This window comes from Saccharothrix lopnurensis (genome assembly GCF_042658445.1).
GTDB classification, from domain to species: domain Bacteria; phylum Actinomycetota; class Actinomycetes; order Mycobacteriales; family Pseudonocardiaceae; genus Actinosynnema; species Actinosynnema lopnurensis.
Genome location: NZ_JBHSQO010000049.1, coordinates 1 through 23,509, shown reverse-complemented (window position 1 = coordinate 23,509; position 23,509 = coordinate 1). Strand labels below are relative to the sequence as shown.

The window sequence follows — 23,509 nt, the reverse complement described above, 5'->3', positions numbered from 1 at the left end:
TCAGCGGCGGGCGGGCGCGGCGGTCATCGGGTCCTCCGGCCACCGGTGCTTCGGGTACCGGCCGCGCAGCTCGGCCCGGACCCGCGGGTACCCGGTCCGCCAGAACGACGCCAGGTCGCCGGTCACCGCGGTCGGCCGCCCGGCGGGGGACAGCAGGTGCAGCACCACCGGCACCCGGCCGCCGGCCAGGCGCGGCGTGTCGGTCCAGCCGAACACCTCCTGCACCTTCACCGGCAGCACCGGCTCGGGTCCCGAGTAGTCGACCCGGACGCGCGAGCCGGACGGCACCTCCAGCCGGTCGGGCGCCAGCTCGTCGAAGCGCGCCGCCGCGGGCCACGGCAGCAGTCGCCGCACCACCTGCTCGCCGCTGATCCGCTGGAGGTCCGCCTTCCGGCGCGCGTCGCCGAGGTCCACGACCTCCAGCAGCGCCTCGTCGTCCACCCCCGGCCACGGGTCGCCCAGCACCCGGTGCAGGAACTCCATCCGCTCGCGCGTGCGCACGCCGTCCGCGTCCCAGCGCAGCAGGCCGACGCCCTCGGCGCGCAGGCCCTCGCGCAACGCCCGCCGCACCGCGTCCGGGTCGCGCAACGGCCTGCTCGACAGCGGGATCGCGCCCAGCCTGCGCACCCGGTTGGCCACCACGTCGCCGTCCCACCGCACGTCGTCCTCCTCGACGACCAGCGCGGGCGCGGCGGCCAGGGCCAGCTCCTCGTCGGCGCGGGCGGCCAGCCGGACCCGCCCGTGCGCGCGGCCGGGCTCCCGGTCGGCGACCGCCACGGCCAGCCACTCGGCGTCGGCCAGGCGGCTGCCCGGCGGCAGCTCCACGGCGGTGCCGCCCGCCATCAGGTAGACCGGCGAGCCGGGGGCGCGCCGCCGCGCCAACCGCTCGGGGTGCGCCAGGGCCACCACCAGCGCCGGGTCGCCGCCGTCGGCGCGCCCCGGGTCGCCGGCGTCGTCCCGGACCAGCGCGGCCAGCCTGCGCGCCTCGCGCGGGTCCGCGTCGCGCACGTCCAGCTCGATCCCGGCCGACGCGCGGTCGTCGTCCAGCAGGGCCACCACCCGCGCCGCCGTGCGCGCGCCCACGGCGTCCGCGCCGTCGAGCACCTCCCGCGCCAGCCGCGGGTGCAGGCCCAGGTCGGCCATCCGCCTGCCCCGGTCCGTCGCGCCCCGGCCGGCCAGCGCGCCCAGCGCCCGCAGCACCGACCGGCCCGCGTCCAGCGCGCCCGGCGGCGGCGCGTCCCACCAGCCCAGGCCCTCGCCGTCCGGCACGCCCCAGCACGCCAGCTCCAGCGCCAACCGGGTCAGGTCGGCGGTGCGGATCTCGGGCTCCGGGTAGCGCGGCAGGGTGCCGTGCTCGTGCGCGGGCCAGCAGCGGTAGACCCGACCCGGCGCCTCGCGCCCCGCCCGGCCCGCGCGCTGGTCGGCCACGGCCGCGCTGACCCGCACCGTGGCCAGGCCCGCCAGCCCGCGCCGGTGGTCCACCCGCGGCACCCGCGCCAGCCCCGAGTCCACCACCGCGCGCACCCCCGGCACGGTCAGGCTCGACTCGGCGATCGCGGTGGCCAGCACCACGCGGCGGCGACCGCCGGGGCGCAGCGCCGCGTCCTGGGCGGACGCGGCCAGCCTGCCGTGCAGCGGGAGCACGTCCACGTCGTCGCCCAGCAGCGCCGCGCACCGCCGGATCTCCGCCACGCCGGGCAGGAACGCCAGCACGTCACCGTCCACTTCGGACAGGGCCCGGCGGGTCGCGCGGGCCACGGCCGCCTCGACGCGCTCACCGCGCGCGGGCGGCTCGTGGCTCACCTCCACCGGGAACGCGCGCGCCTCCACCCGCAGCACGGGCGCGTCGCCCAGCAGCCGCGCGAGCCGGTCGGCGGCGACCGTGGCGGAGGTGGCCAGCAGCCTCAGGTCCGGTCGCAGCCCGGCCCGCGCGTCGAGCAGCAGCGCCAGCAGCAGGTCCGCGTCCAGGTGCCGCTCGTGGCACTCGTCCAGCAGCACGGTGCCCACGCCCGCCAGCTCCGGGTCGTGCTGGAGCCGCCGCACCAGCAGGCCCGAGGTCACCACCTCGACGCGGGTGTCCCGGGAGGTCCGGCGGTCGCCGCGCACCGAGTAGCCGACGGTCCGCCCGACCGGCTCGCCCAGCAGGCTTGCCATCCGCGCGGCGGCGGCGCGGGCGGCCAGCCGGCGGGGTTCGGCGACCACGACGCGGCCCTCCAGCGCGAGCGGCACCAGCGTCGTCTTGCCCGTGCCGGGCGGCGCGACCAGCACCAGCGAGCCGTGCGCGGCCAGCGCGCCGGCGATGTCGCCGAGCAGCGGGCGGATGGGCAGGTCGGGCAGTTCCACGGCGACGAGTATCGCCCCGGCGGCTGTGCCATTGTGGACCCATGGGGAAATGGGGCGTCCTCGGCGCCGCGCTGGTCGTGGCGCGCACGGCGATCACGGTGAAGGTGTGGCGGGAGGTCGAGCGCCTGCCGGGGCAGGGGGTCCACGACGGTTCGGTGACGGTCGTCGTGCCCGCCCGGGACGAGGAGCGGACCATCGACCGCTGCCTCACCGGGCTGCGCGCGCAGGACCACCCGGACCTGCGGATCGTGGTGGTCGACGACGCCTCGACCGACCGCACCGCCGAGGTCGTGCGGCGGCACGCGGCCGAGGACCCGCGGGTGCGGCTGGTCACCGGCTCCGGTCCGCCGTCCGGCTGGGCGGGCAAGGTGCACGCGCTGCACGTGGGCAGCGCCGGCGTGGACTCGGACTGGCTGCTGTACGTGGACGCCGACACCGAGGCGGCCCCCGACCTGGTCGGCCGGCTGCTCGCGGGCGCCCGCCGCTGGGACGTCGACCTGGTGTCCACCTCCGGCCGCGGCACCCGGCCCGGCCCCGGCTGGTGGCTGCTGCTGCCGCCCACCAACCAGCTGCTGTTCGAGACGACCACGGTCGACGGGCGGCGCGGCATGGCCCTGGCCGTGGGCCACTGCATCCTGGTGCGGCGCGAGACCTGCGAGCGGGCGGGCGGCTGGGCCGCGATCGCCGGGTCCCGCGCGGACGACGTGGGCTTCGCCACCCTGGTCCGCGACTCCGGCGGGCGCACCCGGTACGCGGACGGGTCGGACTCGCTGACCACCTCGGGCCTGGACGCGTTCGGCGACGCGTGGGCGTCGATGCGCAAGAGCATGGTCGCGGGCACCGACCTGTACTCGAAGGGCCCGGCCGGCGCGTTCCTCGGGCTGGTCACCGCCGGCGTCGCGCACGTCGCGTACGGGGCGGTGCCGCTGGTCGCGGCGCTGCGCGGGTCCCGGCCGGGCCTGGTGGCGTGCCTGGCGCAGTCGGCGGCGCTGTGGGTCTTCCTGCGCCGCACCCGGCAACCGCGGGCCGCGGCGGTGCTCGGGCCGGTGGCCCCGGTGGTGTTCGGCGCGCTGTCGCTGGAGGCCGCGTGGCACGCGCTGCGCGGCACCGCCCGGTGGAAGGGGCGGGGGATGCGTGGTTGACCCGCTGCGCGACCCCGACGACCCGGAGCTGCTGGACCCGTACCGGGCCCGCGAGCTGGCCGGGCTGGTGGAGGCGGCCCGGCTCGCCTCCGGCGCGGTCCGGTACGGCAGGGTCGGCCGCGTGGGCGCGGCCCAGGTCGTGGTGAACCGGGACGACCCGCTGCCCGGCGGCAACCACGCGTGCGCGGTCTACGGCTCGTCGGCCGAGGTCGCGGGCACGCTGATGCGGTTGGAGCAGACCTTCGCCGACGTGGGTCGGGCCGAGGCGGTGCTCTACGCGTCCCCGACCACGGTCGCCGAGATCGAGGGCATTGCCGACGACACCGGGTGGCACGCGGTGGAGGAGGCGCTGGCCGTGGTGCACCGGGGTCCGGCGGTCCGGTCGCCCTCGGTGCGGCCCGCGCGGGACGCGGACCTGCCCGGCATCACCGAGCTGCTGGCCGACGACCTGGGCGTGGACGGGCCGCGGCTGCTGCGCCACCTCGGGCAGCGGCTGGACGACCCGCGGTGCGCGTTCGCGGTGGTCGACGACGGCGACCGGCTCGGCGGGTTCGCCTCCGGGTTCGGCGAGCGCGGCGTCGGTCTGGTCGAGCACGTGGTGGTGCGGCCCGCCCGGCGTCGGCGCGGGCTCGGCGGCGCGCTGGTCGCGACCGCGGTGGCGGCGCTGCGGGACGCGGGCGCGCTGCTGGTGGCCGCCCACGTGGCCGAGGGCGGCGCGGGGGAGCGGTTCGCGGAGGCGTGCGGGTTCGAGGTCGGCTACCCGGTGACCGCCTATGCACGCAGGGTGGACGAACTCCTCGATTGAGCATCTCGATTGAGTATTTAGTTGATGCAGCGCATATCCTTAGCAGGGCTAAAGGATGATGTCCTCGGGCGGGCCGAGGCAACCGGAGGGGGCGCTGTGCGGGGCAACGGCAACGAGGTGGAGCTCCGGCTGCCGAGCGAGGTGTGGGTGCTCGTGGCGGCGAGCTTCATCATCGCCCTCGGGTTCGGCATCGTGGCCCCGGTCCTGCCCGCCTTCGCCAAGAGCTTCGACGTCGGCACGTTCGCCGTGTCCGCCGTCATCAGCGCGTTCGCCCTGGTCAGGCTCGTCTTCGCGCCGCTGAGCGGCCGGTTGGTCGACCGCTTCGGCGAGCCCCGCGTCTACATCACCGGCATCCTCATCGTGGCCTTCGGCACCGGCGCCTGCGGCTTCGTCGGCTCGTACTGGCAGCTGCTGGCGTTCCGCTCCCTCGCGGGCATCGGCTCCACCATGTTCACCGTCGCCGCGGTCGGCCTGCTGATCCGGATCACGCCGCCGCCCATGCGCGGCCGGGCGTCCGGGCTGTGGGCCACCGGCTTCCTGCTCGGCAACATCGGCGGTCCGATCCTCGGCGCGGCCCTGGTCGAGATCTCGATCGAGGCCCCGTTCGTCGCCTACTCGTTCGCGCTGGTGGTCGCGGCCTTCGTGGTCTGGTGGTTCCTGCGCCGCTCCACGCTCGCCGCACTGGACAACTCGGTCAAGCAGGAGACGCTGACCGTGCGCGCGGCCGTGCGGCTGCCCGCCTACCGGGCCACGCTGGCCTCCGGCTTCACCAACGGCTGGGCGGTGTTCGGCGTGCGGATGTCGCTGGTGCCGCTGTTCGTGGTGGAGGCGCTGCGCAGCACGCCCGCCGTGGCCGGCATCTCCCTGTCGGTGTTCGCCGCGGGCAACGCCGCCACGCTCATGGTGTCCGGCCGACTGGCCGACGGCGTCGGGCGCAAACCGGTGGCCATCGCCGGGCTCGTGGTGTCCGCGCTCGGCACCACCGCGCTGGGCCTGAGCTCCACCGTGCCGATGTTCATGGTCGCCTCGCTGGTCGCGGGCGCGGGCGCGGGGCTGCTCAACCCGCCGCAGAACGCCGTGGTGGCCGACGTCATCGGCGAGAAGGCCAAGGGCGGACCGGTGCTGGCCGGGTTCCAGATGGCCGCCGACCTCGGCGCGATCGTCGGCCCGCTGCTCGCCGGCGTGCTCGTCGACGCCTTCTCCTACCAGGCCGCGTTCACCCTGACGGGTGCGATGCTCGCCCTGTCGCTGGGGTTCTGGTTCGCCGCGCCCGAGACCCTGCCGAAGAAGGCGCAGACGCACGTCGCGGCGACGGTGGCCGGCGAGTCCGGGTGCCTCGACGAGGGGCCCGAGGTGCCCACCGGCGAGCGCCTCGCCGGGCGCCCGCGTCAGCCGGAGGCGTGATCGCTCAGGTTCCGCTCAGCATCCCTCGGTAACCTGCGGACGCAGCCGACCGGGGGAAGGACGGGCGAATTCAGGTGGGTGGCGCGGAGCGCAACGCTCGGAAGAAGAAGCAGCAGGCGCAGCAGGCGACTCGCGCCGTGACGGCGGCGCGCTCCGGCGGCGACCGCAACAAGGTCGTCCTCGGCGTGGTCGTCGTGGTCGTGCTGGCGCTGGTCGTCATCGGCGGCGTCGTCTGGACCGCCCGGAGCAAGGACGACCAGGCCCTGACCCCGCCCGCCGGCATCGCGGACATCTCCGCCCCGGTCGCGCGCGAGGGCGCCGTGGTGGTCGTCGGCGAGCCCGGCGCCAAGGCCACGATCGACCTGTACGAGGACTTCCTCTGCCCGGCGTGCCGCAACTTCAAGGAGGTCTACGGCGAGCGGATGAAGAGCGAGATCGAGGCGGGCAACCTCCGCGTCCGCTACCACGCGCTGCCGTTCCTCATCCGCTACTCCGACCCCGAGGGCTACTCGCGCGACTCGTCGAACGCGGCGCTGTGCGCGGCCGACCAGGGCGAGTTCTGGGAGTACCACGAGACGCTGTTCGCCCAGCAGCCCGAGGAGGGCGGGCCCGGCTACACCAAGGAGGAACTGGTGAAGCTCGGCACGGACCTCGGCATCACCGGTGACGGGTTCAAGCAGTGCGTGGAGAGCGGCGCCCACGAGGCCGAGGCCCAGGCCGGGCTCGACGAGCTGCGCGCGGGCGGGCAGTTCAAGGGCACGCCGACGGTGATGAAGGACGGCCAGGTCATCGACTTCGGCAACGAGAACTGGCTCACCGACCTGGTCCGGTGAGCCCGGCGACCGGCGGCGGTCCCCCGTCCCACCGGACCAGCCGCCGGGCCTTGCCGGTCTCCGCGCGCGGCACCGCGCCCGCGGGGACGACGGCGACGCGGCACGTGATCCCCAGGCGTTCCCGGAGCGCGGCGGTGAGGTCGGCGACCACGTCGTGCGCGCTCTCGACCACCACGTGCAGCTCGGGCCGCCCGGCGTCCCGGCGGTCCTCGACCACCAGGTAGTGCGGCCCGACCCGGGCGTCCCCGAGGACCACCGCCTCGACCTCGGTGGGGAACACGTTGACGCCGCGCACCACCAGCATGTCGTCCCGCCGGCCCAGCAGCTTGCTCATGCGCCTGAGGGTGCGCGGACCACCGGGCACGGGCGGGGCGAGGGCGGCGACGTCGCCGGTGCGGTAGCGCAGCAGCGGCATCCCCGTCTTGGTCAACGTGGTGAACACCAGCTCACCCGGCGTGCCGTCCGGCACCGGCCGCCCGTCCCCGTCGACCGCCTCCACGAAGAAGTGGTCCTCGGCGACGTTCAGCATTCCGTCGGAGTCCAGCGACTCGCACGCCACCCCGGGCCCGATGACCTCGGACAACCCGTAGACGTCCAACGCCCTGATGCCGAGCAGCTCCTCGATCTGCCGGCGCATCCCCCCGGTCCACGGCTCGGCCCCGAAGACCCCCACCCGGAACGGCGACGTCGTCCCCGAGTCCCGCAGGGCCTCCCCGAGGTGGATCGCGTAGGACGGCGTGCAGCACAGCACATCGGGCCCCAGGTCGGCGATGAGCCGAACCTGCCGCTCCGTCATGCCACCCGACAGGGGAACCACGGTGGCCCCCAACCGCATCCCGCCGTGGTGCACCCCCAGACCGCCGGTGAACAGCCCGTACCCGTAGGCGTTGTGGATCACGCTGCTCCGCGTGACCCCGGCCCCACCGAGCGCCCGCGCCATCACCCCGGCCCACACACCGACATCGTGCGCCGTATAAGGAACGAGCGTCGGCCGCCCACCCGTCCCGGACGACCCGTGGACGCACACGATGCGGTCGTCGACCCGAAACCCGAACGGGTAGTGGTCCCACAGGTCCTGTTTGGTCACGAACGGCAGCGCCGGCAGGTCGTCCAGCCCGATCTCCTCGGCGTGCCCCACCCCGGCGTCGCGCAGCCGGGCCGCCTGCACGCCGTCGGCGTCGAGCAGTCGGGTGAGCAGCCGGCGCAACCGGCGCTCCTGGAGGGCGCGCCTCGCGGTGGGGGACATCCCCTCGGCCTCGGGTTCGACGAGCGGTACGGGACCCATGCACCCCGGTCTAGCAGGCCGGATGCCGGAGGGTACCCCCGATTTCGTCGGGACGGGGTGGGTGTTGTACGGTATTGCCACACGCGAACGGCGGGGGAACCGGCCGGGAACGTGGGGAGTACGGGGCTGTGGCGCAGCTGGTAGCGCATCACACTGGCAGTGTGAGGGTCAGGGGTTCGAGTCCCCTCAGCTCCACAAGTTAATGTAGGACCAGATTCGCCCGCTGACCTGCTGTGATGCAGGTGGCGGGCGATCTTGCTTTTCCGCCCACTGTGGACTGCGGCTGCCGGTCTGGAGCAAATCTGGAGCAGGCGGTCGCTCCACGCGAAATGTTGTCAGCGTTGTGCTCCAGGTCTCATGACCCGGCCGGGTGGATCTGCACGGTGACTTTTCTGCGGCTGTAGCGGCCCCCGTCCCTGCGCCCGAGGCCGCCGAACGCCGCTTCGAGCTCGGTGCCACCGACCGCGGCCCACTCGACGCGGACCTGGTTGACGGGCAGGTCATCACCAAGAGGTTCGCCCGCATGGCGATCTTCACCTGATCCCGTTCGATTCCGCGCCGCGGGCGAGCCGTCGGCGGATGAATACGGTGGTCGTGTTATTGAACCGAAAGTGATCGGTTGCCTGTAGGCTGACTGGGTGGTTGAGGTCGGAGGTGCGCATCGGTTGTCTCCTGCGGAGCAGGAGGTCCTGCGCCTGCGGGTGGTCGCGGCGCTGGAGTCCGGGCAGGTCGAGGGATATCGGCAGGCGGCGGAGGTGTTCAGGGTCTCGGTGCGGTCGGTGGGCACCTGGTGGCGCGCCTACCGGCGGGACGGTCGCGACGGCCTGGCGACCCGCCGGGGGCGTCCAGGTCCCGCCGAGCTGGTCAGCCCCGAGGACCGGGGCACGCTGTTCGCGGCGATGGCCGACCACAGCCCGGAAGAGTTGCTGATCGGCGGCCCGTTGTGGACCCGGCAGACGGTGGTCGAGCTGATCCGCCTGGTCGTCGGGGTCGAGATGACCGAACAGGGCGTCGGGTTGTGGCTGCGCCGCCACGGCTTCACCCCACAGCGACCCGCGCGGCGTGCCTACCGGCAGCAGCCCGCCGCGGTACGGGCCTGGCTCGACGAGGACTACCCGGCGATCGAGGCACGCGCGAAGGCCGAGGGCGCGGCGATCGCCTGGGTTGACCAGTGCGGGCTGCGCTCCGATGCCGCCCCGCCCGGCCGGTCCTGGGCGCCCCGGGGCCGCACTCCGATCGTGCGGGTGACCGGGAAACGGCTGCGGGTCAACGTCATGTCCGCGGTCGCCTCACGGGGCGCGTTGTGGTTCACCGTGTTCACCGAACGCTTCACCGCGACCGTGTTCACCGCGTTCCTCGACCGCGTCGCACGTCAGGCCGACCGGAAGGTGCACGTCATCGCCGACCGGCACCCCGTGCACCGAAGCAAGGCCGTCCGCGCCTGGCTCGAGGCCAACGCCGAAAGGATCGAGCTGCACCTGATGCCCGGCTACAGCCCCGAGCCGAACCCGGACGAGTTGCTCAACGCCGACCTGAAACGCAACGTCAACGCCTCCCGCGCCCACAACACCGACCGCCTCGCCACGAAACCCGCCGCTTCCCGCGCCGCCGCCAGCACCAGCCGCACATCGTCCGCGGCTACTTCCGTGCCCCGCACGTCCGCTACGCCATCATGTAGGAAACCGAAAACTTTCGGATCAATAAGTGAGGCTCTGCGCGCTTGATCACTTTTGGGGGTAAACGCGTCGATGCCTTACATGGTGGTCCTCGCCCCGTCCAGTAGAACGGCTCAACTCCCCGTCACCTTTCGAACTTCACCTTGTCGCGGCGGGTCGCGCCTCGCACGCCACGAAACCTTGCTGTCGGCCGGCTGGCCCTCAACAGCGACCGCGTGGAACCGGCCGAGTACTTCGATGAGCTGCTCGCGTGCCGGTGCGTCGAGCAGGACGCCGAGGCCGAGACCCGGTCGCAGGTCAACCTTCGCCGCAGGCAGGTCGATGCCGTTGAGCCGCTGCCGCAGTTCTTCGCGCCGCGTGAGGTCGTCGAAAGGCGGTCGCCTGCGGAGATCTTGGAACACGACCTCGAACTTGCCGCTCGGGTAGATGGCCGCGGGCCAAAATATTGCCGTCGGGGTGGGACTTCGCACGGGACATGAGGAAGCACGACGTCTCCAGTTCGACGCCGTAGGCAAGGTGGACCGCCCCAGCGAAGTTGGAGGCCGGATCAGTTGGCTTCAGACTGCTGCGCCGGTGTCGACGACCGTCCGGTGGAACATCTCCTCGTACTCGGCCGGAGGAGTGTTCCCGCAGAAGGAATGTAGCCTTTCCGCGTTGTATCAGGAAACCCATTCCATCGTGGCCAGTGTCACGTCCGTCGTGTTCTTCCAGTCGCCGTGGAAGTCGATGAGTTCCTTCTTGTAAAGACTGTTGAGCGATTCGGCAGCTGCATTGTCGTAGGAGTCGCCCTTGCTGCCGACAGGGCGCGCGGCGCCGATCTGGTCAAGCCGTTCGGCGTAGCGGATGGAGGTGTATTGAATACCCCTGTCGGAATGGTGGACAAGGCCGTCGACGCCACTGCGTGCCCAGATCGCCATTTCCAGGGCGTCGAGCGCGAGGTCGACGCCCAGGTGGTCGGCGACCTCCCAGCCGAGGATGCGGCGGGAGAACAGGTCCTGGACGAACGCGGTGTACACCCAGCCGACCGCGGTGGCGACGTAGGTGATGTCGGCGACCCACCACAGATCCGGCGCGTCCGCGGTGAAGTCACGTTCCATCAGGTCAGCTGGACGATTGCAGCCTGGGAGAGTCGTGCGGGGCCGCTTGCGGGACGCGGTCACGCCGCTGACGCCCAGCTCGCGCATCAGCCGCTCGACCGTGCACCGCGCCACGTCGACGCACTCCCGGTTGAGCTGCCCCCATACCTTCCGTGCCCCGTACAACCCACGCCCCGGCCCGCGCCACACCCTCAGGACCTCCTTTTTCGGCCATTCGTCCCGGACCGCATGAGCCGACGGACTCGACTCCCGCTTCTTGACCGCCCAATACGTGGACGGCGACACGCTCAGCGCAACACAGATCGGCTCCACACCGAACTGCCCGCGATGATTGTCGACGAACCCGACTAGCGCGGCGGTCTGGGGTCGAGTCCCGGCAAAATACGCCTACGCCGCTTTCAGAATGTCGTTCGCCCGCCGCAGATCACGATTCTCCCGTTCGAGCTCGGCGATGCGCTGGACATCACTCGTCGACGTCCCGGGCCGTTTCCCGCCGTCGACCTCGACCTGTCGGACCCACGTCCGCAGCGCCTCCCGATGCACCCCGAGCCGGTCCGCAACCCGAGCGATCACACCCGTCCGTTCGCCCTGCTCACGCAACTCAAAGACCAATCGAACCGCACGTTCCCGCAGCTCAGACGAGTACTTCCTCGGTGGTGCCAGAGCTCCTCACCCTTCCAGGTATCAGAGCCTCCACCCGACTCGGGACGATCCACAAGCCCACGCGCTGAACATGGACGCGCCATGCCGTTCGTATGCGGCCGGACTCGGCCGGGCTTATCAGCCTGTTCCGCACCGCGTCAGACCGAAGCTTGATCATCGCCGTCGACCATGTCGCGGCACCCGAGCACAACTGAGGAACGTCGATGGACACCGACGACGAGAATTTGCCCGTCAGCACGAGGTTGAGCACCGCTCACCGCCGTGAGCTCGGCGAGGAACTACGTCGCATCCGCCACACCGCCCGCCTGTCCTCCGCAGTCGTCGCCAAGAGCCTGGGCTGGTCGCTAGGCAAGCTCAGCAAACTCGAGACCTGCAGCCGCGGCACCGGCCCGTGGGAGATCCGATACGGCCACCTCAGGCCCTGTCCAGTGGACAAGATCTGAATGGTGGCGGCGGCGCGGGCCGGAAACCGCCTATGCCTCTTCGGTCGTCCATTCCTGAGGCGGAGACATTAGGACTGGACGACCGAAGAGGCGATCAGATGCCGCCAGGCCCTGCTGCCGTTCGGAAGAATGGTGTGACCAGTGCGGATGGGCAGACGGCCGTTCTATGGACTAGCTCAGCAAGTAGCTATTTACTGCCTGCATCTCCGCTATCGGTGGATGCGTCCCCTAGATTCAGCTCCGGCTGGACGACCCAGGGCTTCTGTCTGGTCTGCCATGCCTCGAACTCCTCGTCGGTCACCTCGAACCAGTTGCGAAGGGCCTTCTTGAGTGCGCCGGTAGCCACCTTCTCGGCCTGCTCGATACGTTTGGCTCGATCGAGCGTCGGCTGGCTGAGTTCCAGGGCTTTGCCTTGCTGCTTGATGCACAAGTGCAAGTAGAGGCGTCGAGCCTCGCCCAACCCCGCATCGAAGGCTTCCTGGTTGGTCAGCCACGGGGAAAGATGTTGCCACACCGAGGGACTGGTGAGGGCTTGCATCCAGAAGTACCGGAAGTACACCGCGTTGGGGGTGTCCATGTTGGTGATCTGGTTGAGCGGGTTGCTGCTGTCTTTGCTGAAGGCGTACCTGCGATCGCGGGCTCGGCCGCGATCGATCTGGAAAAACTCGTTCCATGCCTTGGTCAGGGCTTCAGCGAAGGCGGGAAGGTCCTTGAGGTCGGCCCCGGCGGGTTGGTTCTTGCGCAGCTCCCAGAGGGATCCGAGGGTCATCGCCATGCCGAGCTGGCAGGCGTGTGTGTTGAAGACGCTGTAAGCGGCCTTGCAGCGCCTGACTGCATCGGGCCGGGTCGATCCGAGGTACTCGTGGGCGCGGTACTTATCGAACTCGCTCTCCTGCTCCTTAAGGGCTTCCCAGGCGCGAATTACGTCGGACTTCGGCGGCTTGGGCCCGTCCTCGGAGCGGTTGGTCTGGTAGCTGTCGTAGCTGTCGCGCAGCGTCCAGTAGATCCCGACACCGCCGAACAACGCGTCGTGGGCCAGCGAGGCGTGCGTACTGGTCGTGTGCCAGCCCTCCTTGAACTTCGTGAGGCTGGCCGCGTGTGCCGCGTAGGGTGCGGTCCGAGACAGCAAAGTCAGGATGGCCTGCCCCCACGTGTCCATGAATCTGCTGGTCAGTGCCTCTGAACGGCCGAGCGGGAACCTGGTGTCCCCGATCTCGTCCCGGGTGTACGGGTATCCGCCGTCGTCGAGGTGATCCGGCAGAAGGCTGACCAAGTCCAACTGTGCGCGCATGAAGCGATCGCGCTCGTCTGCCTTCTCCCTGCCTCCGAACGGCTGGGCGAGGTTGGTGAGGTACTTGGGCGGACCGAAGATGCAGCGGTTGACCGCCATCTTGAGCAGATGGATGTTCGTCATCACCGACCACCGTGAGGGCCGGTTGGTGTTCACCTCGGGGTTGTCGTACTCCACTGCGTAGAGCGGCAGGTAGTCGCCGCTACGACTGCGCAGTGCGCTCAGCATACCGCGCGTGAGGACATTGGACAGCTCGCCGTCGGACAGCAGGATGATTCGCGACTCGCTCGGCGGACGGGCCTCCTTGTTGACGTCGACGAACAGCTTGCGCGCCGCCTCGTGTGGCCGCGCGAAGTCGCCGGTCTCGTCGGGGAACCAGCAGACGGTCACCGGCACCTCGATCTTGGCCAGGTCGACCTCGGAGACCTGGTGCTCGCTGAGCAGCTGCTCGACCTGGTGCTCGTAGAAGGGACGGAACTGTGCACCGCTGCCGTGCCACGTACGAGACAGGGTGCGCTCGATGGCCAACAGCGCCATCGCCCGGTGCTGACCGTCGAGGACGACGAGGCTCGACTCCGACTCGTTCCACCAGAGCTTCCCCAGGTTTGCCGCGTGTATCTCGCCGTCGGAGTCAAGAAGCCGGTGAACCCGGAAGGCGTTGCCGGCCCGTTCCTCCTGCCAGGGCGCGTCGTCATGGTCCACCGACTGCGGAGCGTCGAGTGCGGGGAAGGCGGTCGGCCGCTTCTTCTGGAACGGCAGGAGCACCGCGACGATCGGAGGGAAGAAAGCCGGGCCGGTGGATTTCTGTTTGAGCAGGTACGGAATCAGGTTGATCGCCACCCGGTGATCGTCCAGGTCACGTTGCAGCAGCTGGTTGAAGTCCAGGTCGCCAGCGTCCATGACCTCACGGACCGGTGCGAGGCTTTTCGTGAGCTGCCGCTCCGGCGCGTCCGCGTCACCGCCGAGCCGGGCCTTGGTCATGATGTAGTCGACCCGGCCAGCAGGGGTATCGAAGCTCCCCCACGTGCCCTGCACGTAGTCTCGGAAAGTGATCTTGGACCCTGATCCAAACATCCTGGCGTTGCCTCTCTGAGAACGGTCGTGCCGCATGGCGGCGAGGGTTGCTGTACGGGGCGCGCACCGATCGGGCCGTCGCCTGGAGAGCATCACCAGGGGCTCGTAGTCCTGCGGTCGGCGGCGCAGGTGGCGTGAGGCTGCGCCGTGACGGTGCAGTTCGTGAAGTGCACCGCCACGGGGGCTCACTTGTCCTTGAACTCCTCCCGCAGCAGTGCCTCGGTGTACATGCCCCAATAGGTACGGAGGTCGTCGAAGCGCTCCGGGTCCTCGTACATGCCCTCAGCCCTCGCGTAGCCCATGAACAGCAGGTCGATGGCCGCTTCCGCGCGACGGGCCAGGTCGGTGATCTCCTCCGGTTCCATGCCTTGCGCGCCCTCGTCGGCGACCTTCTTGATGGGTGCGTACACCCTGTCGAAGAAGGCATGACGGTGATTGAGCTTGACCACAGATTTTCCGTTGAGGTGGTGGATCACCAGGAACTCCTTGCCCGGCCACTGGGCGTCCAGGAGTGTGATGGGCCTGGAGTTGATCTGCTCGCGCAGCTTCTCGATCTTGACGGCATCGGCGTCATTGGCGGCATCCAGACCCATGTCGGCAGCGGCCTGCTGGATCACCTTCTCCTCGAACTCCGGGGTCGCTCCGCGGCCGGCGAGGCCGCTGGGGAGGGCCGGGACGACCTTCGAGGCGGTGTTCATGCTGGAGCTGTGCTCACCGTTTTCGAAGCGCTGCTGAGTTTCGGTCTCCTTCCACATGGAGCGAACCTGCCGGAGCGCCTGCTTCACCGGTGGCTTGAGCCATTCACGAACCTGGTGCCGCAACTTGTCCACGGGTTCCGCACCGCGCTTGACGTTGCGGACCTGGAAGTACTCGTCCAGTTCGGCGGGAAAGCTGATTTCGACGGCGACGTAGCGGAGAACCTTGTCGCTGCGCCCGCCTTCCAGCAGGCGCGGGATGATGTCGTAATAGATCTCGCGGCCGTTGCGGAGGATGCTGATCTTGGCGGTGTTGTCGGCGTTGATGTGGAATTCGGTGATGTCCTGGCCCTTGAAGTCCTCCTCACCGCCGGCGCCCTGCCAGGGGCGGAATTCCTTGGGTACAATGGCGACGGAGACGTGGACCTTATGGCCGTCCACCTCCAGATCGGTCTCCTCGATGAGTTCGCCGCGCGGGTCCAGCGGCTTGTAGCGAGAGATGATCCTGGGGTTGTCCCTCAGGAAGAGCGGGTCGTGCAGCGTCGTGACCTTCCCGTCCAGTTCGAACACCCGGCCGGTGTCGATGTAGGTCCGGTAAGCGCGGGCAATGAACTTCCGGAGCTCGGAGATCTTTTGCTCGAGGGAGGTGCCGTAGGTGCCTCCGCTGGCGAGCCGGTCGATCTTCCCGAACACCACGACGGTGCCGGAGGCGAAGGGGCGGTCGTCACGCCCGACCATGAGCTTGGCGGCTTCGGCCGGCCATTCCTCGGTCTCGGTGGTGGTGATGTAGCGCTGTTGGCCGTCTCGGATCTCCTGAAGGTCGATGTAGCTGTGATAGATCTTCGGGTTGCCGGTCCGCTTGCTGTAGATGTCGATGCGCTCGCCGAGGCTGAGGCCTGCGAGCTTGAGGCCAACACCGAAGCGTCCAAGTCCCTGTCGCTGCCCGTAGCGGGTGCTGTAGCCCATCGAGAGCACGTGGTGCATCTGAGTGGGATCGATGCCGATGCCATTGTCGGCGACGAGGATGCTGTCGATCGTCTTCTTGCCGCGGCCGAACACCGGCATGACGCGCATCAAGGTGGCCTCGGCCTCGATGGAGTTGTCCAGTGGCTCACCGATGGCGGCGGTCAGGTCGAAGCCTGCGTCGCGCATGGAGTCCAGCGCACGGTCCACCTGGATGAGATCGGCGCGGTGGTCGTCTGGAGAGAGAAACAGTGGCGTGGTCATCGAGGGTCCTTCGCTTGCGTCGGTGGCCGGGTGCTCCGGTCGTTCGGGGACTGGAGGTGGAGACGGGTCTGCCGGGGTAGACAGAACGCGCACGGGGTGGGGTGGAAGTCTGGCCGGTCAGGGTGGATGCGGTTGGACACCTCAGGTGCTAAGAGGTGGAAGAGGGCGCACTCAACGTCGTAGGCGCTGACTGCGGTGTGGTGCATGTCGTAGGTGAAGTAGTCGCCGTGTCTGTCGGTATAGTGGCGAAGGAGCCGGCGGCGTACGTCGGTGTCGCTCCGGCCGACATAGGTGGGTCTGCCGTCTGCGGTGTACAACACGTAAGTGCCGATCAGGCGAGGCGGTATAAGGGCGCGTACGAGCCCGGGACGCAGCCGTAAGGGCTTGGGTCTCACACCGTCTCCTCCGCGACCTGCCACAGGGCCCTGGCATGGCGGCGCGCCCGGCTGATCCGCTCGCGCATGCGGGGCAGCTCCACGCCGTGACGGCGGGCCATGGACACGGCGTCGTGTCCGCGGGCGAGTTCGTCGAGAAGAATGCGTTCGCCAGCGGCGAGGTTGGGCTCCGCCTCGAGCCACGCGAGGATCTCTACGACCGGATAGCGGGCGTCGATGTGACTACTGTCCGTGTGTTCCAGGTCGAGCGGGACGCTGGGAGCGATGGCCCGGCGGCGCTCCAACGCTTCGTAGGCGTGCCCCATGGCTGACCTCACGCGATACGGCGCGGGGCCGGCATCCTCCGTCGGGTTGCGCAGGAGTTCGTCTAGGGCACGGTCGATGCGGTCGAGCTGATAGGTGTCGCGACTGGCCAGGGCCTGCTTCTGCAAAGCCTTGACCGCCCCGGCGACGGGGTGGCTGATCATCGTTCGCTCCGGTGTCTGGTGGTGGGCCCCATGCGGTGGCACACGTCCGAAAGGTGAAGCGCGGTGTGAAGTTGTCGCCTCAGTATACGCGGCGTGACTGACAGGTGAGGGCGCCTTGCGGAATCCGATGACAGCTCCGGAGTCGAACCCCCTCACCCGGGTAGATCGGGTGGGAGGCGGAGTTGTTGCGCGCGATGCAGAAAAAATCTTGGTCGAGCGGTGGCGACTCCTGAAACCATGCAGGCCCGCTCCGTCCGGAGGATCCAGAGGGAGCGGGCCGTACGGCCTGGTCTACTCGACCGCGACGGCGATGAGGTTCTGGATGGACCGGAGATCCTGGCGTCCGGCGAGAAGGCCGATGCCACGGTGCAGGTGGACCAGCAGCGTCTTGCCCACGGCGGCGTCGGTGGGTTCCTCCCCATCCGCCGCGCACCTCTGCTTGAGCAGGGACAGGTAGATGTCCCCGTGCGCTCCGGCGAACGTCTTCCAAGCGATCTCCACGTTGGAATCCGTGGTGATCTCCCGAACGAGCGGGGGGGACGGGTCTCGCAGGGACAACGCCAGAGCCCACCGGCACAGCTCGTTCCACTGGGTTAGCCCCGTGTGACGCTTGAGCCAGGCCAGCTGGTCCTTGGCGGCTTGAGAGAGCCGGATAGTGATCTCAGACTGCATGCAGGGCTCCTTCGGCCCACCAGTAGCCCTCCGCGACGCGGGTGGTGAAGGTAGCGTCGTCGTGCACGAGAACGTAGCTGTTGGCAATGGAAGGCTTGAGTCGCCGCAAGAGGTGCTCGTCGATCTCCTCGTCCGTGGACAACAGAAGGACCTGCCGCCCGGCATTCGGGAAGTACAGGTCCACGAGGTGCTCACGGTGCCGACTGTCCAGACGCCCCAGCGGGGTGTCGATGATGGTGGGCAGGCGATTGCCAGCCACCTTCGCCAGCCCCCACAGCAGGGAGATCGCAAGGAGCTGACGTTCACCTGCGCTGAGTCGGGCGGGGTCGATGGGATCCTCGTCGTGGTTGGTCAGCGCGAGCGTGAACTTGTCGGTGTCGATCCTGAGGTCCTTGATCAGCCCCTTCTTGCGCATCAAGGTCTGGAAGCTCCGCAGCACCGCTACCTCCAGGCTGCTGATGTGCTTCCGCAGGAGAGCCGAGCCGAACCTTTCCAGGGTGGCGCGTGCCTTCTCGGCATAGGTGACGATGCGCTGGAGCTCCTCCTCGCGGATGAATGTCTGGGCCCGCTTGTCCCGCGCACGTTGAAGGTCGGCTTCAAGCCGCTCGTGGTGCGCCCGGGCATCCGCGACTAGTTGCGTGGCGTGCTCGACGGCGGCCCGGGCGACGATCACCGCCTCCACGGCCTTCTGGCGGGCGTGGAGGAGGGACTTGATCTGCTCCTCGTCGGGCACTGCTGCCAGCTGACGATCGGCCTGCTCCAGCTCGTGCACCGTCTTGTGGGCGGCCTCCATGAGTTCGCGTACGCGGATCTCATCTGCTCGCAGCACGTCGTCCAACGCGGACAGCTTCTGGGCGAGGCCGCGCGGCAGGGCAAGGTCAACCGTCAGCTCAGCGGCTGACGCACGCTTCTTCCTGTCGGCGGTCAGTTTCCTCTTCAACGCGGTACGCACCGTACCGGGCACGCTGTCGGACAGTTGATCAATCAACCACGCATCCCTAGATTCGAGAGTGCCCACGACCTGCTGCGCCTCGTGCGCCTGGTCCTCACGCACTGACTGCTCACGCAGTGCGGTGAGCTGATCGCGTACCAGCAGTAGTGGTAGCGCCCCTTCCGCGAAGCCGCGCAGAGCCTTCTGCGTCGCGGCCAGGCGGTCCGCGGTGTCCTTCTTGGCGGTTTCCAGCCCGAGACGCTCCTCGAAGAGCCGTCCGCCGGCGCGTTCGAAGTCCCGCTCGATTTTCTTGAGGCCCGCCTTGGCGCTGTCATACAGCGAGGTGGCCTGTGCCCGGTCCTGGCTGCGGTCCGACACCTCCTGGGCAGCGGCTTGTGACCTGGTCTCCAGGTTCTGAATCTGATCGAGGATCCCCTGGTCCTCCTCGGACAGCCGCTGCCGACGTTGAAGGGCGAGCAGATCGGTCCGCAGCTGTTCGACCGCTCTCACACCGAGGAGGGACTGGACTGCCGCTTCAATGACGTCCGCAGCCTGCTCGGGGTCGGCGAGCTGTTCGACCTTCTCGCCGTCGAAGAAGAAGAGCGAAGCGACTTCGAGGGGCAGGATCTCCTCGACGTGCTCGGCCCAGTTCTCACTCGTCGTGGCGTCGTACCTGCCGTCGATGGCGACGGTGAGGTTCTCCCGTGTGCTCTTGCCGTGGACGGCCCAGGTCCGAGCGACCTCGTAGGTACGGAGGCGTCCCTCCACGGTGATCGAGAACTCCAGCCGCAGCTCGGCGCCGCGGGCAGGGTCGGCCGAGCGGTTGATGCTCTCGCGCAGGTAGGTTTCGTAGGAGCGGTTGCCGCGTCCGCTGCACCGGGCGCGAGGTCCGTACAGCACGAGTTGGATCGCATCGAGCAGGGTCGTCTTGCCGCAGCCGTTGAGGCCCCCGATCAAGACGATCGGGCGCTTCGGCTTGACTCGGAGGTCCAGGTGCTGCCGGCCCTGGTAGGCGCCGAAGTCGTGGAGCGTGAGCTTATGCAGGTGCATCGGTGGTCTCTTCGTTCAACGCCAGCTGGGTCGGGTCACTCTCGCGCAGTTCTTTCAGTCTCTTCGCGAACTGCAGTGCGTCATCTGCATCCTCGTAGTAGCCCTTCTTGATGGCTTTTTCGAGGGACTCGAATAGGCCGGCTCGGCGCGCCATGGTCCGGTACTGGCGTTCGATCGCGAGGAGCTCGCGGGTCATCGAGAAGTGGATCGGATCGTCCTCGCAGGCGTCCTTGAGCAGCTCGATTTCCTCCGCTCCCAGTACGAGTTGCTCGTCCAGCGGCAGTCCTGGGAACTTCTCGCCGGTCGTCTCCTCATAGATGCGCGGCAGCGAGTCCTCGATCTCGTGCTTCTCGAACACCCAGATTCGGCGGATCTCGTGCAGCTCCGCCACCGAAATCAGTTCGATGCCACGGACATGCTCCGGGGCCTTCTGGCGAACCTTCGCCTGGGCGGCGAGGAGTTTGCGCAGCCAGTCCTCGCGTGCGGACTGCTTATAGGGCCCAGGGATGGTGCGGTCGCCGTCCCCGAGTAGCTGGACGTTGCCGTTCATCCGGCGGAAGTCCCGCGTGTGGATCTCGTTGTTGACGTCGTCGAGCTCGTTGCGGAGCTTGAGCAGTGGCCGCATCCACTGCTTCTCCTCGTCGTTGCGGATCATGGCCGTCATTGACTTGTCCTGCTCGACCAGCGTGCAGGTCCAGCAGCCGAACCGGCTGTCTCCGCACGAGGGTGTGGTGTCGTCGACGACCAGCGGGCACTCGGAGTCATCCGATGCACCCTGATACATCGTGAGCAGGTCCTTGTTCTTGTGCCCCCATGGGTTGGGGTACTGCATCAAGAACGCCCATACCTCGTCGGTCGACCAGTCCTCGATCGGGCTGTAGACCAGGGAGTTGGGAAGTTTGCCGTTGGGGGAGAGGCGGTCCCGGACTCGACGCTTCTCGTGCCGGGCCATCGCCTGCGCTCGCGCCTGGCTCTCTGCCTTGCGGATGCCCAGGACGAGGATCGCCTCACCGTGCCGACGGACGACGCGGCGGATGAAGCTGTTCGAGGGTTTGATCTTCAACCGCTCCGTGCACCACCGGAACTTCGGCCGGGGCGCCGGGTAGCCCTTGCCGATCAGGCTGACCCAGAAGGTGTCCTTGATTTCCGGCGTCAGCTTGTGGGACTCGATGGGGAGCTGTTGTTCCTGCGCGGCCGTACGCATGGTGTCCAGCGACTGACTGACCCATGCCGCGACTACGGGGTTCTCCACGAGGGTGTCCGTGCTGATCACGTGAACCGGTTTGGTGCGCCGCTCGGCCGGCAGGTCCTTCAGTGCGAGCCACACCAGTTGGAGGACGACGGTGGAGTCCTTGCCGCCGCTGTACCCGATCACCCAGGGGACATCGTCGGCGACGTAGAGCTCGCGGATCTCGTCCGCCAGTCCATCGATGACCTCTGCCAGGGTCCTGTCCTGGAACGCCGCCGCCTTCGGGGTGGTCATGCTTCTCCTCGCACGTAGGCATCTTCGACACGCTGTTCCTCGGCGCTCAGGTCGAGATTGAGGTGCTGACGCAGGTAGTTCACGGTCAATGTCAGATTCTGGTGGCTCTTGGACACCCGTCCGGCCACGAGTGCTCGCCCTTCCCAGTCGGTGTTGGCGCGCGACCAGTCCACTGACGACAGGCGTTTGAGTACTGGCGTCCAGGTCCGCGGTGTCAATGACTTCCGCAGCAGTGAGTTGCCCACCCGGCCCATCGCGTGTAGTGCGATCCCGTGGCTGTGCAGATAGTCCCTACGGACCTCTGGTGCCGACAGCTCCCGGCGCCGAACCAGCTTCCACTCCGGAATCGTTCCGTCGACCGCGGCCCAGTACTCCTCCGCCACCTCTTGCGACTGCTCCTTGGTGATCTCCAAGCCCTGCAGCAGCGACTGCGTGGCGTAGTACACCGAGCTCAAGGTGAACAGCTTGCGGGAACGCTGGGACAACGTACTCGACTCCATCTCCACATGCCCCTTGAACACGGGCGACCGCATCGCCAGCAGACGCGCGATGGCCGAGAGGTCGTCACGATGGTCGTACAGCACCCCGATCGAACGTGGTGGCCGCACGGCGTGCCGATTCAGGTCGGCGAACATCTGCTGGCAACGGGAGAGTCCGGTATCGTGGAAGAACACCACGGCGATCGTCTCCTCACCGAGATCGGGAGACTCCTTCAGCGCTTGCTCGATCGCGGCACGTCGGTGCTGACCGTCGTTGATCACGAACCGGGCGGCCATCGAGATCCGGATCTGCCCGGCACGCATCCCCACACCGCCGTCCGCGATGCCCTCGAAGCGGATGTCACCGTCGACAGAGGCAGTCAGCGCACTGAAGACGTAGTCCGTGGGGTGGTCGACGATGTAGCGGGTCAGCGCAGGCAGGCGTCCCTTGTTCAAGACCCGTTGAGCGCGCACCTCGGGGCCCAGCTCGTCCTCGTCGAAGAGGAAGATCTTCGGTATGAGCCGCAGCGGACACATGGACACGTAGAACTCGCGCCCCGCCTGGATGCCACGGATGGCCGGGAAGACGTACTCGAAACCAGCAGATGTTGCCGACTCGGCAGACTGAGAAGCAACTGAAGATCCCACCCGCTCACGCTATCGTACGTCAGGCAGATGACGTACACGACGCGCGTAATAACGGTTGAAGGTGGCTAGGTTCGATGGTGACGTATCTCGACGCGGCGGCGACCGCGCCCGTGGACCCGCGGGTGGCCGATGTCGTCCTGCACTGGATGACCGCGGAGTTCGGTAACGCAGGGAGTCGTCACGAGTACGGAACGCGTGCCAAGCGGGCAGTTGAACGGGCCCGTGAGTACCTGGCCAGCACGGTAGGGGCCGAACCCGACGAACTGATCTTCACCAGCGGTGCTACGGAGAGTAACAATATTGCACTGCTGGGGCTCGCACCTCACGGCGAGCAGACCGGGCGGCAGCACATCATCACCTCCGCCATCGAGCACAAGGCGGTCCTGGAGCCGCTGCAGCACCTGGCCGGCCGTGGATTCGAGGTGGACTTCATCGAGCCTGGCCCCTCCGGCAGGGTCGAGGTGGCGACCGTCATGGAGAAGCTGCGGCCAGACACCCTCCTTGTGTCGCTGATGCACGTGAACAACGAAACCGGGGTAGTCCAGCCGGTCGCCGATCTCGCACGTGAACTACAGAACACGGCGACGTACCTGCACGTCGACGCAGCCCAGGGGTACGGCAAGCTCCCGGCCGATCTGGTCGCACCGGTCGACTTGATCAGCATCAGTGGACACAAGATCGGCGCCCCGAAGGGCGTGGGAGCTCTCGTGACCCGCCGCCGGGAGAACCTCGACGACGAGCGGCCCCCTCTCGAGCCGATCATGTTCGGCGGTGGACAGGAGCGGAGCCTGCGTCCGGGCACTCTGCCCGTTCCCCTGATCATGGGGTTGTCAGAGGCCTCACAGATCTTCGAGAAGGAGCGGGCGCACTGGCAGGCTGCGGCCCAGAAGGTGCGGTCCCGTCTTCTTGAAGGGCTGGCTGACGTGCGTTTTCACATCAATGGTGACCAGGAGCACGTCGTCCCGCACATCCTCAACCTCTCTTTCGAGGAGATCGACTCTGAGGCGTTCCTCGTCACGCTCAAGGATCTGGTCGCGGTCGCGACCGGATCCGCGTGCACGAGCGCCTCGTACACCCCAAGCCACGTGCTCACCGCGATGGGGCTGCCAGACAACGTGGCCTCAAACGGGCTGCGGTTTTCGTGGATCCCTGCACAGGCCGAGGGGCTAGACGTCGTCGAACTCGCCCGCAGCGTTGAGAAGCTGCGTCCGAGGGCTTAAACGTCACTGTCGGGCTTGAACGAGCTGGTGCCCGCAGTCTCATCCGAGTCAAGACTTGACCTAGGAGCAATATCGGTGACTTGGGTCTGCTGCACGAGTAGGTGACAGCGGTAGTCACGCAGCCTGGCTGGCTGGCGTGGTCATGATTGCTTCGAATTCGACGGGGGTCAACCTGCCGAGGGCGGT

At 68.7% G+C, this 23,509-nt stretch carries 18 protein-coding genes, 1 tRNA gene and 1 pseudogene; 9 read left to right on the top strand and 11 right to left on the bottom strand.

Annotation, left to right across the window (positions count from 1 at the left end):
* The gene (gene hrpB, locus ACFP3R_RS31170) at nt 1–2,343 is read right to left on the bottom strand and encodes an ATP-dependent helicase HrpB (RefSeq protein WP_380641264.1); all 2,343 of its coding nucleotides are present in this window, start codon (nt 2,341–2,343) and stop codon (nt 1–3) included.
* Between the two features lie 41 nt (nt 2,344–2,384).
* On the opposite strand from hrpB, the gene ACFP3R_RS31165 reads away from it, so the two are divergent.
* The 4 genes from ACFP3R_RS31165 (at nt 2,385) to ACFP3R_RS31150 (ending at nt 6,527) form a co-directional block, all read left to right on the top strand.
* Nucleotides 2,385–3,485, top strand: coding sequence for a glycosyltransferase family 2 protein (locus tag ACFP3R_RS31165; protein WP_380641262.1), 1,101 nt, complete (start codon nt 2,385–2,387; stop codon nt 3,483–3,485).
* Nucleotides 3,478–4,290 (top strand): GNAT family N-acetyltransferase, encoded by an 813-nt coding sequence (locus ACFP3R_RS31160; protein WP_380641260.1) that lies wholly within the window; start codon nt 3,478–3,480, stop codon nt 4,288–4,290. Before ACFP3R_RS31165 ends, ACFP3R_RS31160 begins: the two co-directional genes overlap by 8 nt.
* A 96-nt stretch (nt 4,291–4,386) precedes the next feature.
* On the top strand, nt 4,387–5,694 hold the full coding sequence (locus ACFP3R_RS31155; protein WP_380641258.1) for an MFS transporter: 1,308 nt from the start codon (nt 4,387–4,389) through the stop codon (nt 5,692–5,694).
* A gap of 74 nt (nt 5,695–5,768) precedes the next feature.
* Complete coding sequence (locus tag ACFP3R_RS31150) at nt 5,769–6,527, top strand: DsbA family protein (RefSeq protein WP_380641256.1); 759 nt, start codon at nt 5,769–5,771, stop codon at nt 6,525–6,527.
* On the opposite strand, the gene ACFP3R_RS31145 is transcribed toward ACFP3R_RS31150, so the two are convergent.
* On the bottom strand, nt 6,508–7,812 hold the full coding sequence (locus ACFP3R_RS31145; protein WP_380641254.1) for a phenylacetate--CoA ligase family protein: 1,305 nt from the start codon (nt 7,810–7,812) through the stop codon (nt 6,508–6,510). The two genes, ACFP3R_RS31150 and ACFP3R_RS31145, sit on opposite strands and share 20 nt — an antisense overlap.
* A gap of 122 nt (nt 7,813–7,934) precedes the next feature.
* Between ACFP3R_RS31145 and ACFP3R_RS31140 the strand changes: the two genes are divergently transcribed.
* The 3 genes from ACFP3R_RS31140 (at nt 7,935) to ACFP3R_RS31130 (ending at nt 9,536) form a co-directional block, all read left to right on the top strand.
* Nucleotides 7,935–8,007 (top strand) — tRNA-Ala (locus ACFP3R_RS31140).
* Between the two features lie 175 nt (nt 8,008–8,182).
* Nucleotides 8,183–8,353 carry a hypothetical protein gene (locus tag ACFP3R_RS31135; RefSeq protein ID WP_380641252.1) on the top strand — a complete coding sequence of 57 codons (171 nt, stop codon included), beginning with the start codon at nt 8,183–8,185 and terminating at the stop codon, nt 8,351–8,353.
* A 124-nt stretch (nt 8,354–8,477) separates the two neighbouring features.
* Entirely contained in the window at nt 8,478–9,536 is a 1,059-nt protein-coding gene (locus ACFP3R_RS31130) for an IS630 family transposase (RefSeq protein WP_380641250.1), read from the top strand.
* Nucleotides 9,537–9,601: 65 nt separating this feature from the next.
* Here ACFP3R_RS31130 and ACFP3R_RS31125 read toward each other — a convergent pair whose 3' ends face one another.
* Nucleotides 9,602–9,889 carry a hypothetical protein gene (locus ACFP3R_RS31125; RefSeq protein ID WP_380641248.1) on the bottom strand — a complete coding sequence of 96 codons (288 nt, stop codon included), beginning with the start codon at nt 9,887–9,889 and terminating at the stop codon, nt 9,602–9,604.
* Nucleotides 9,890–10,045: 156 nt separating this feature from the next.
* Nucleotides 10,046–11,248, bottom strand: a pseudogene (locus ACFP3R_RS31120) (IS3 family transposase).
* Between the two features lie 203 nt (nt 11,249–11,451).
* On the opposite strand from ACFP3R_RS31120, the gene ACFP3R_RS31115 reads away from it, so the two are divergent.
* Nucleotides 11,452–11,691: a helix-turn-helix domain-containing protein gene (locus tag ACFP3R_RS31115; protein ID WP_380641246.1), complete on the top strand. Its 240-nt coding sequence runs from the start codon at nt 11,452–11,454 to the stop codon at nt 11,689–11,691.
* A gap of 187 nt (nt 11,692–11,878) precedes the next feature.
* Here the strand turns inward: ACFP3R_RS31115 and ACFP3R_RS31110 are convergent, their stop codons facing one another.
* The 7 genes from ACFP3R_RS31110 to dndB all read right to left on the bottom strand — a co-directional run bounded on the left by ACFP3R_RS31110 (nt 11,879) and on the right by dndB (nt 22,103).
* Complete coding sequence (locus ACFP3R_RS31110) at nt 11,879–14,017, bottom strand: ParB N-terminal domain-containing protein (RefSeq protein WP_380641244.1); 2,139 nt, start codon at nt 14,015–14,017, stop codon at nt 11,879–11,881.
* Nucleotides 14,018–14,241: 224 nt separating this feature from the next.
* Nucleotides 14,242–15,978 (bottom strand): ATP-binding protein, encoded by a 1,737-nt coding sequence (locus ACFP3R_RS31105; protein WP_380641242.1) that lies wholly within the window; start codon nt 15,976–15,978, stop codon nt 14,242–14,244.
* Between the two features lie 391 nt (nt 15,979–16,369).
* Entirely contained in the window at nt 16,370–16,840 is a 471-nt protein-coding gene (locus ACFP3R_RS31100) for a hypothetical protein (RefSeq protein ID WP_380641240.1), read from the bottom strand.
* Nucleotides 16,841–17,131: 291 nt separating this feature from the next.
* Nucleotides 17,132–17,512 (bottom strand): DNA sulfur modification protein DndE, encoded by a 381-nt coding sequence (gene dndE, locus ACFP3R_RS31095; RefSeq protein WP_380641238.1) that lies wholly within the window; start codon nt 17,510–17,512, stop codon nt 17,132–17,134.
* The gene (dndD, locus tag ACFP3R_RS31090; protein WP_380641236.1) at nt 17,502–19,493 is read right to left on the bottom strand and encodes a DNA sulfur modification protein DndD; all 1,992 of its coding nucleotides are present in this window, start codon (nt 19,491–19,493) and stop codon (nt 17,502–17,504) included. Before dndD ends, dndE begins: the two co-directional genes overlap by 11 nt.
* The gene (gene dndC, locus ACFP3R_RS31085; RefSeq protein WP_380641234.1) at nt 19,480–20,976 is read right to left on the bottom strand and encodes a DNA phosphorothioation system sulfurtransferase DndC; all 1,497 of its coding nucleotides are present in this window, start codon (nt 20,974–20,976) and stop codon (nt 19,480–19,482) included. The genes dndD and dndC overlap by 14 nt, the downstream gene beginning before the upstream one ends.
* Complete coding sequence (gene dndB / locus ACFP3R_RS31080; protein WP_380641232.1) at nt 20,973–22,103, bottom strand: DNA sulfur modification protein DndB; 1,131 nt, start codon at nt 22,101–22,103, stop codon at nt 20,973–20,975. The genes dndC and dndB overlap by 4 nt, the downstream gene beginning before the upstream one ends.
* A 74-nt stretch (nt 22,104–22,177) precedes the next feature.
* Here dndB and dndA point away from each other — a divergent pair, with 74 nt between their 5' ends.
* Complete coding sequence (gene dndA / locus ACFP3R_RS31075) at nt 22,178–23,323, top strand: cysteine desulfurase DndA (protein ID WP_380641230.1); 1,146 nt, start codon at nt 22,178–22,180, stop codon at nt 23,321–23,323.
* The last annotated feature ends 186 nt before the right edge of the window (nt 23,324–23,509 follow it).

Coding starts and splice junctions, on each gene's coding strand:
- ACFP3R_RS31165 (WP_380641262.1), top strand. CDS start 2,385: ATGGGGAAATGGGGCGTCCTCGGCGCCGCGCTGGTCGTGGCGCGCACG.
- ACFP3R_RS31145 (WP_380641254.1), bottom strand. CDS start 7,812: ATGGGTCCCGTACCGCTCGTCGAACCCGAGGCCGAGGGGATGTCCCCC.
- ACFP3R_RS31115 (WP_380641246.1), top strand. CDS start 11,452: ATGGACACCGACGACGAGAATTTGCCCGTCAGCACGAGGTTGAGCACC.
- ACFP3R_RS31105 (WP_380641242.1), bottom strand. CDS start 15,978: ATGACCACGCCACTGTTTCTCTCTCCAGACGACCACCGCGCCGATCTC.
- ACFP3R_RS31100 (WP_380641240.1), bottom strand. CDS start 16,840: ATGATCAGCCACCCCGTCGCCGGGGCGGTCAAGGCTTTGCAGAAGCAG.
- dndE (WP_380641238.1), bottom strand. CDS start 17,512: ATGCAGTCTGAGATCACTATCCGGCTCTCTCAAGCCGCCAAGGACCAG.
- dndD (WP_380641236.1), bottom strand. CDS start 19,493: ATGCACCTGCATAAGCTCACGCTCCACGACTTCGGCGCCTACCAGGGC.
- dndC (WP_380641234.1), bottom strand. CDS start 20,976: ATGACCACCCCGAAGGCGGCGGCGTTCCAGGACAGGACCCTGGCAGAG.
- dndA (WP_380641230.1), top strand. CDS start 22,178: ATGGTGACGTATCTCGACGCGGCGGCGACCGCGCCCGTGGACCCGCGG.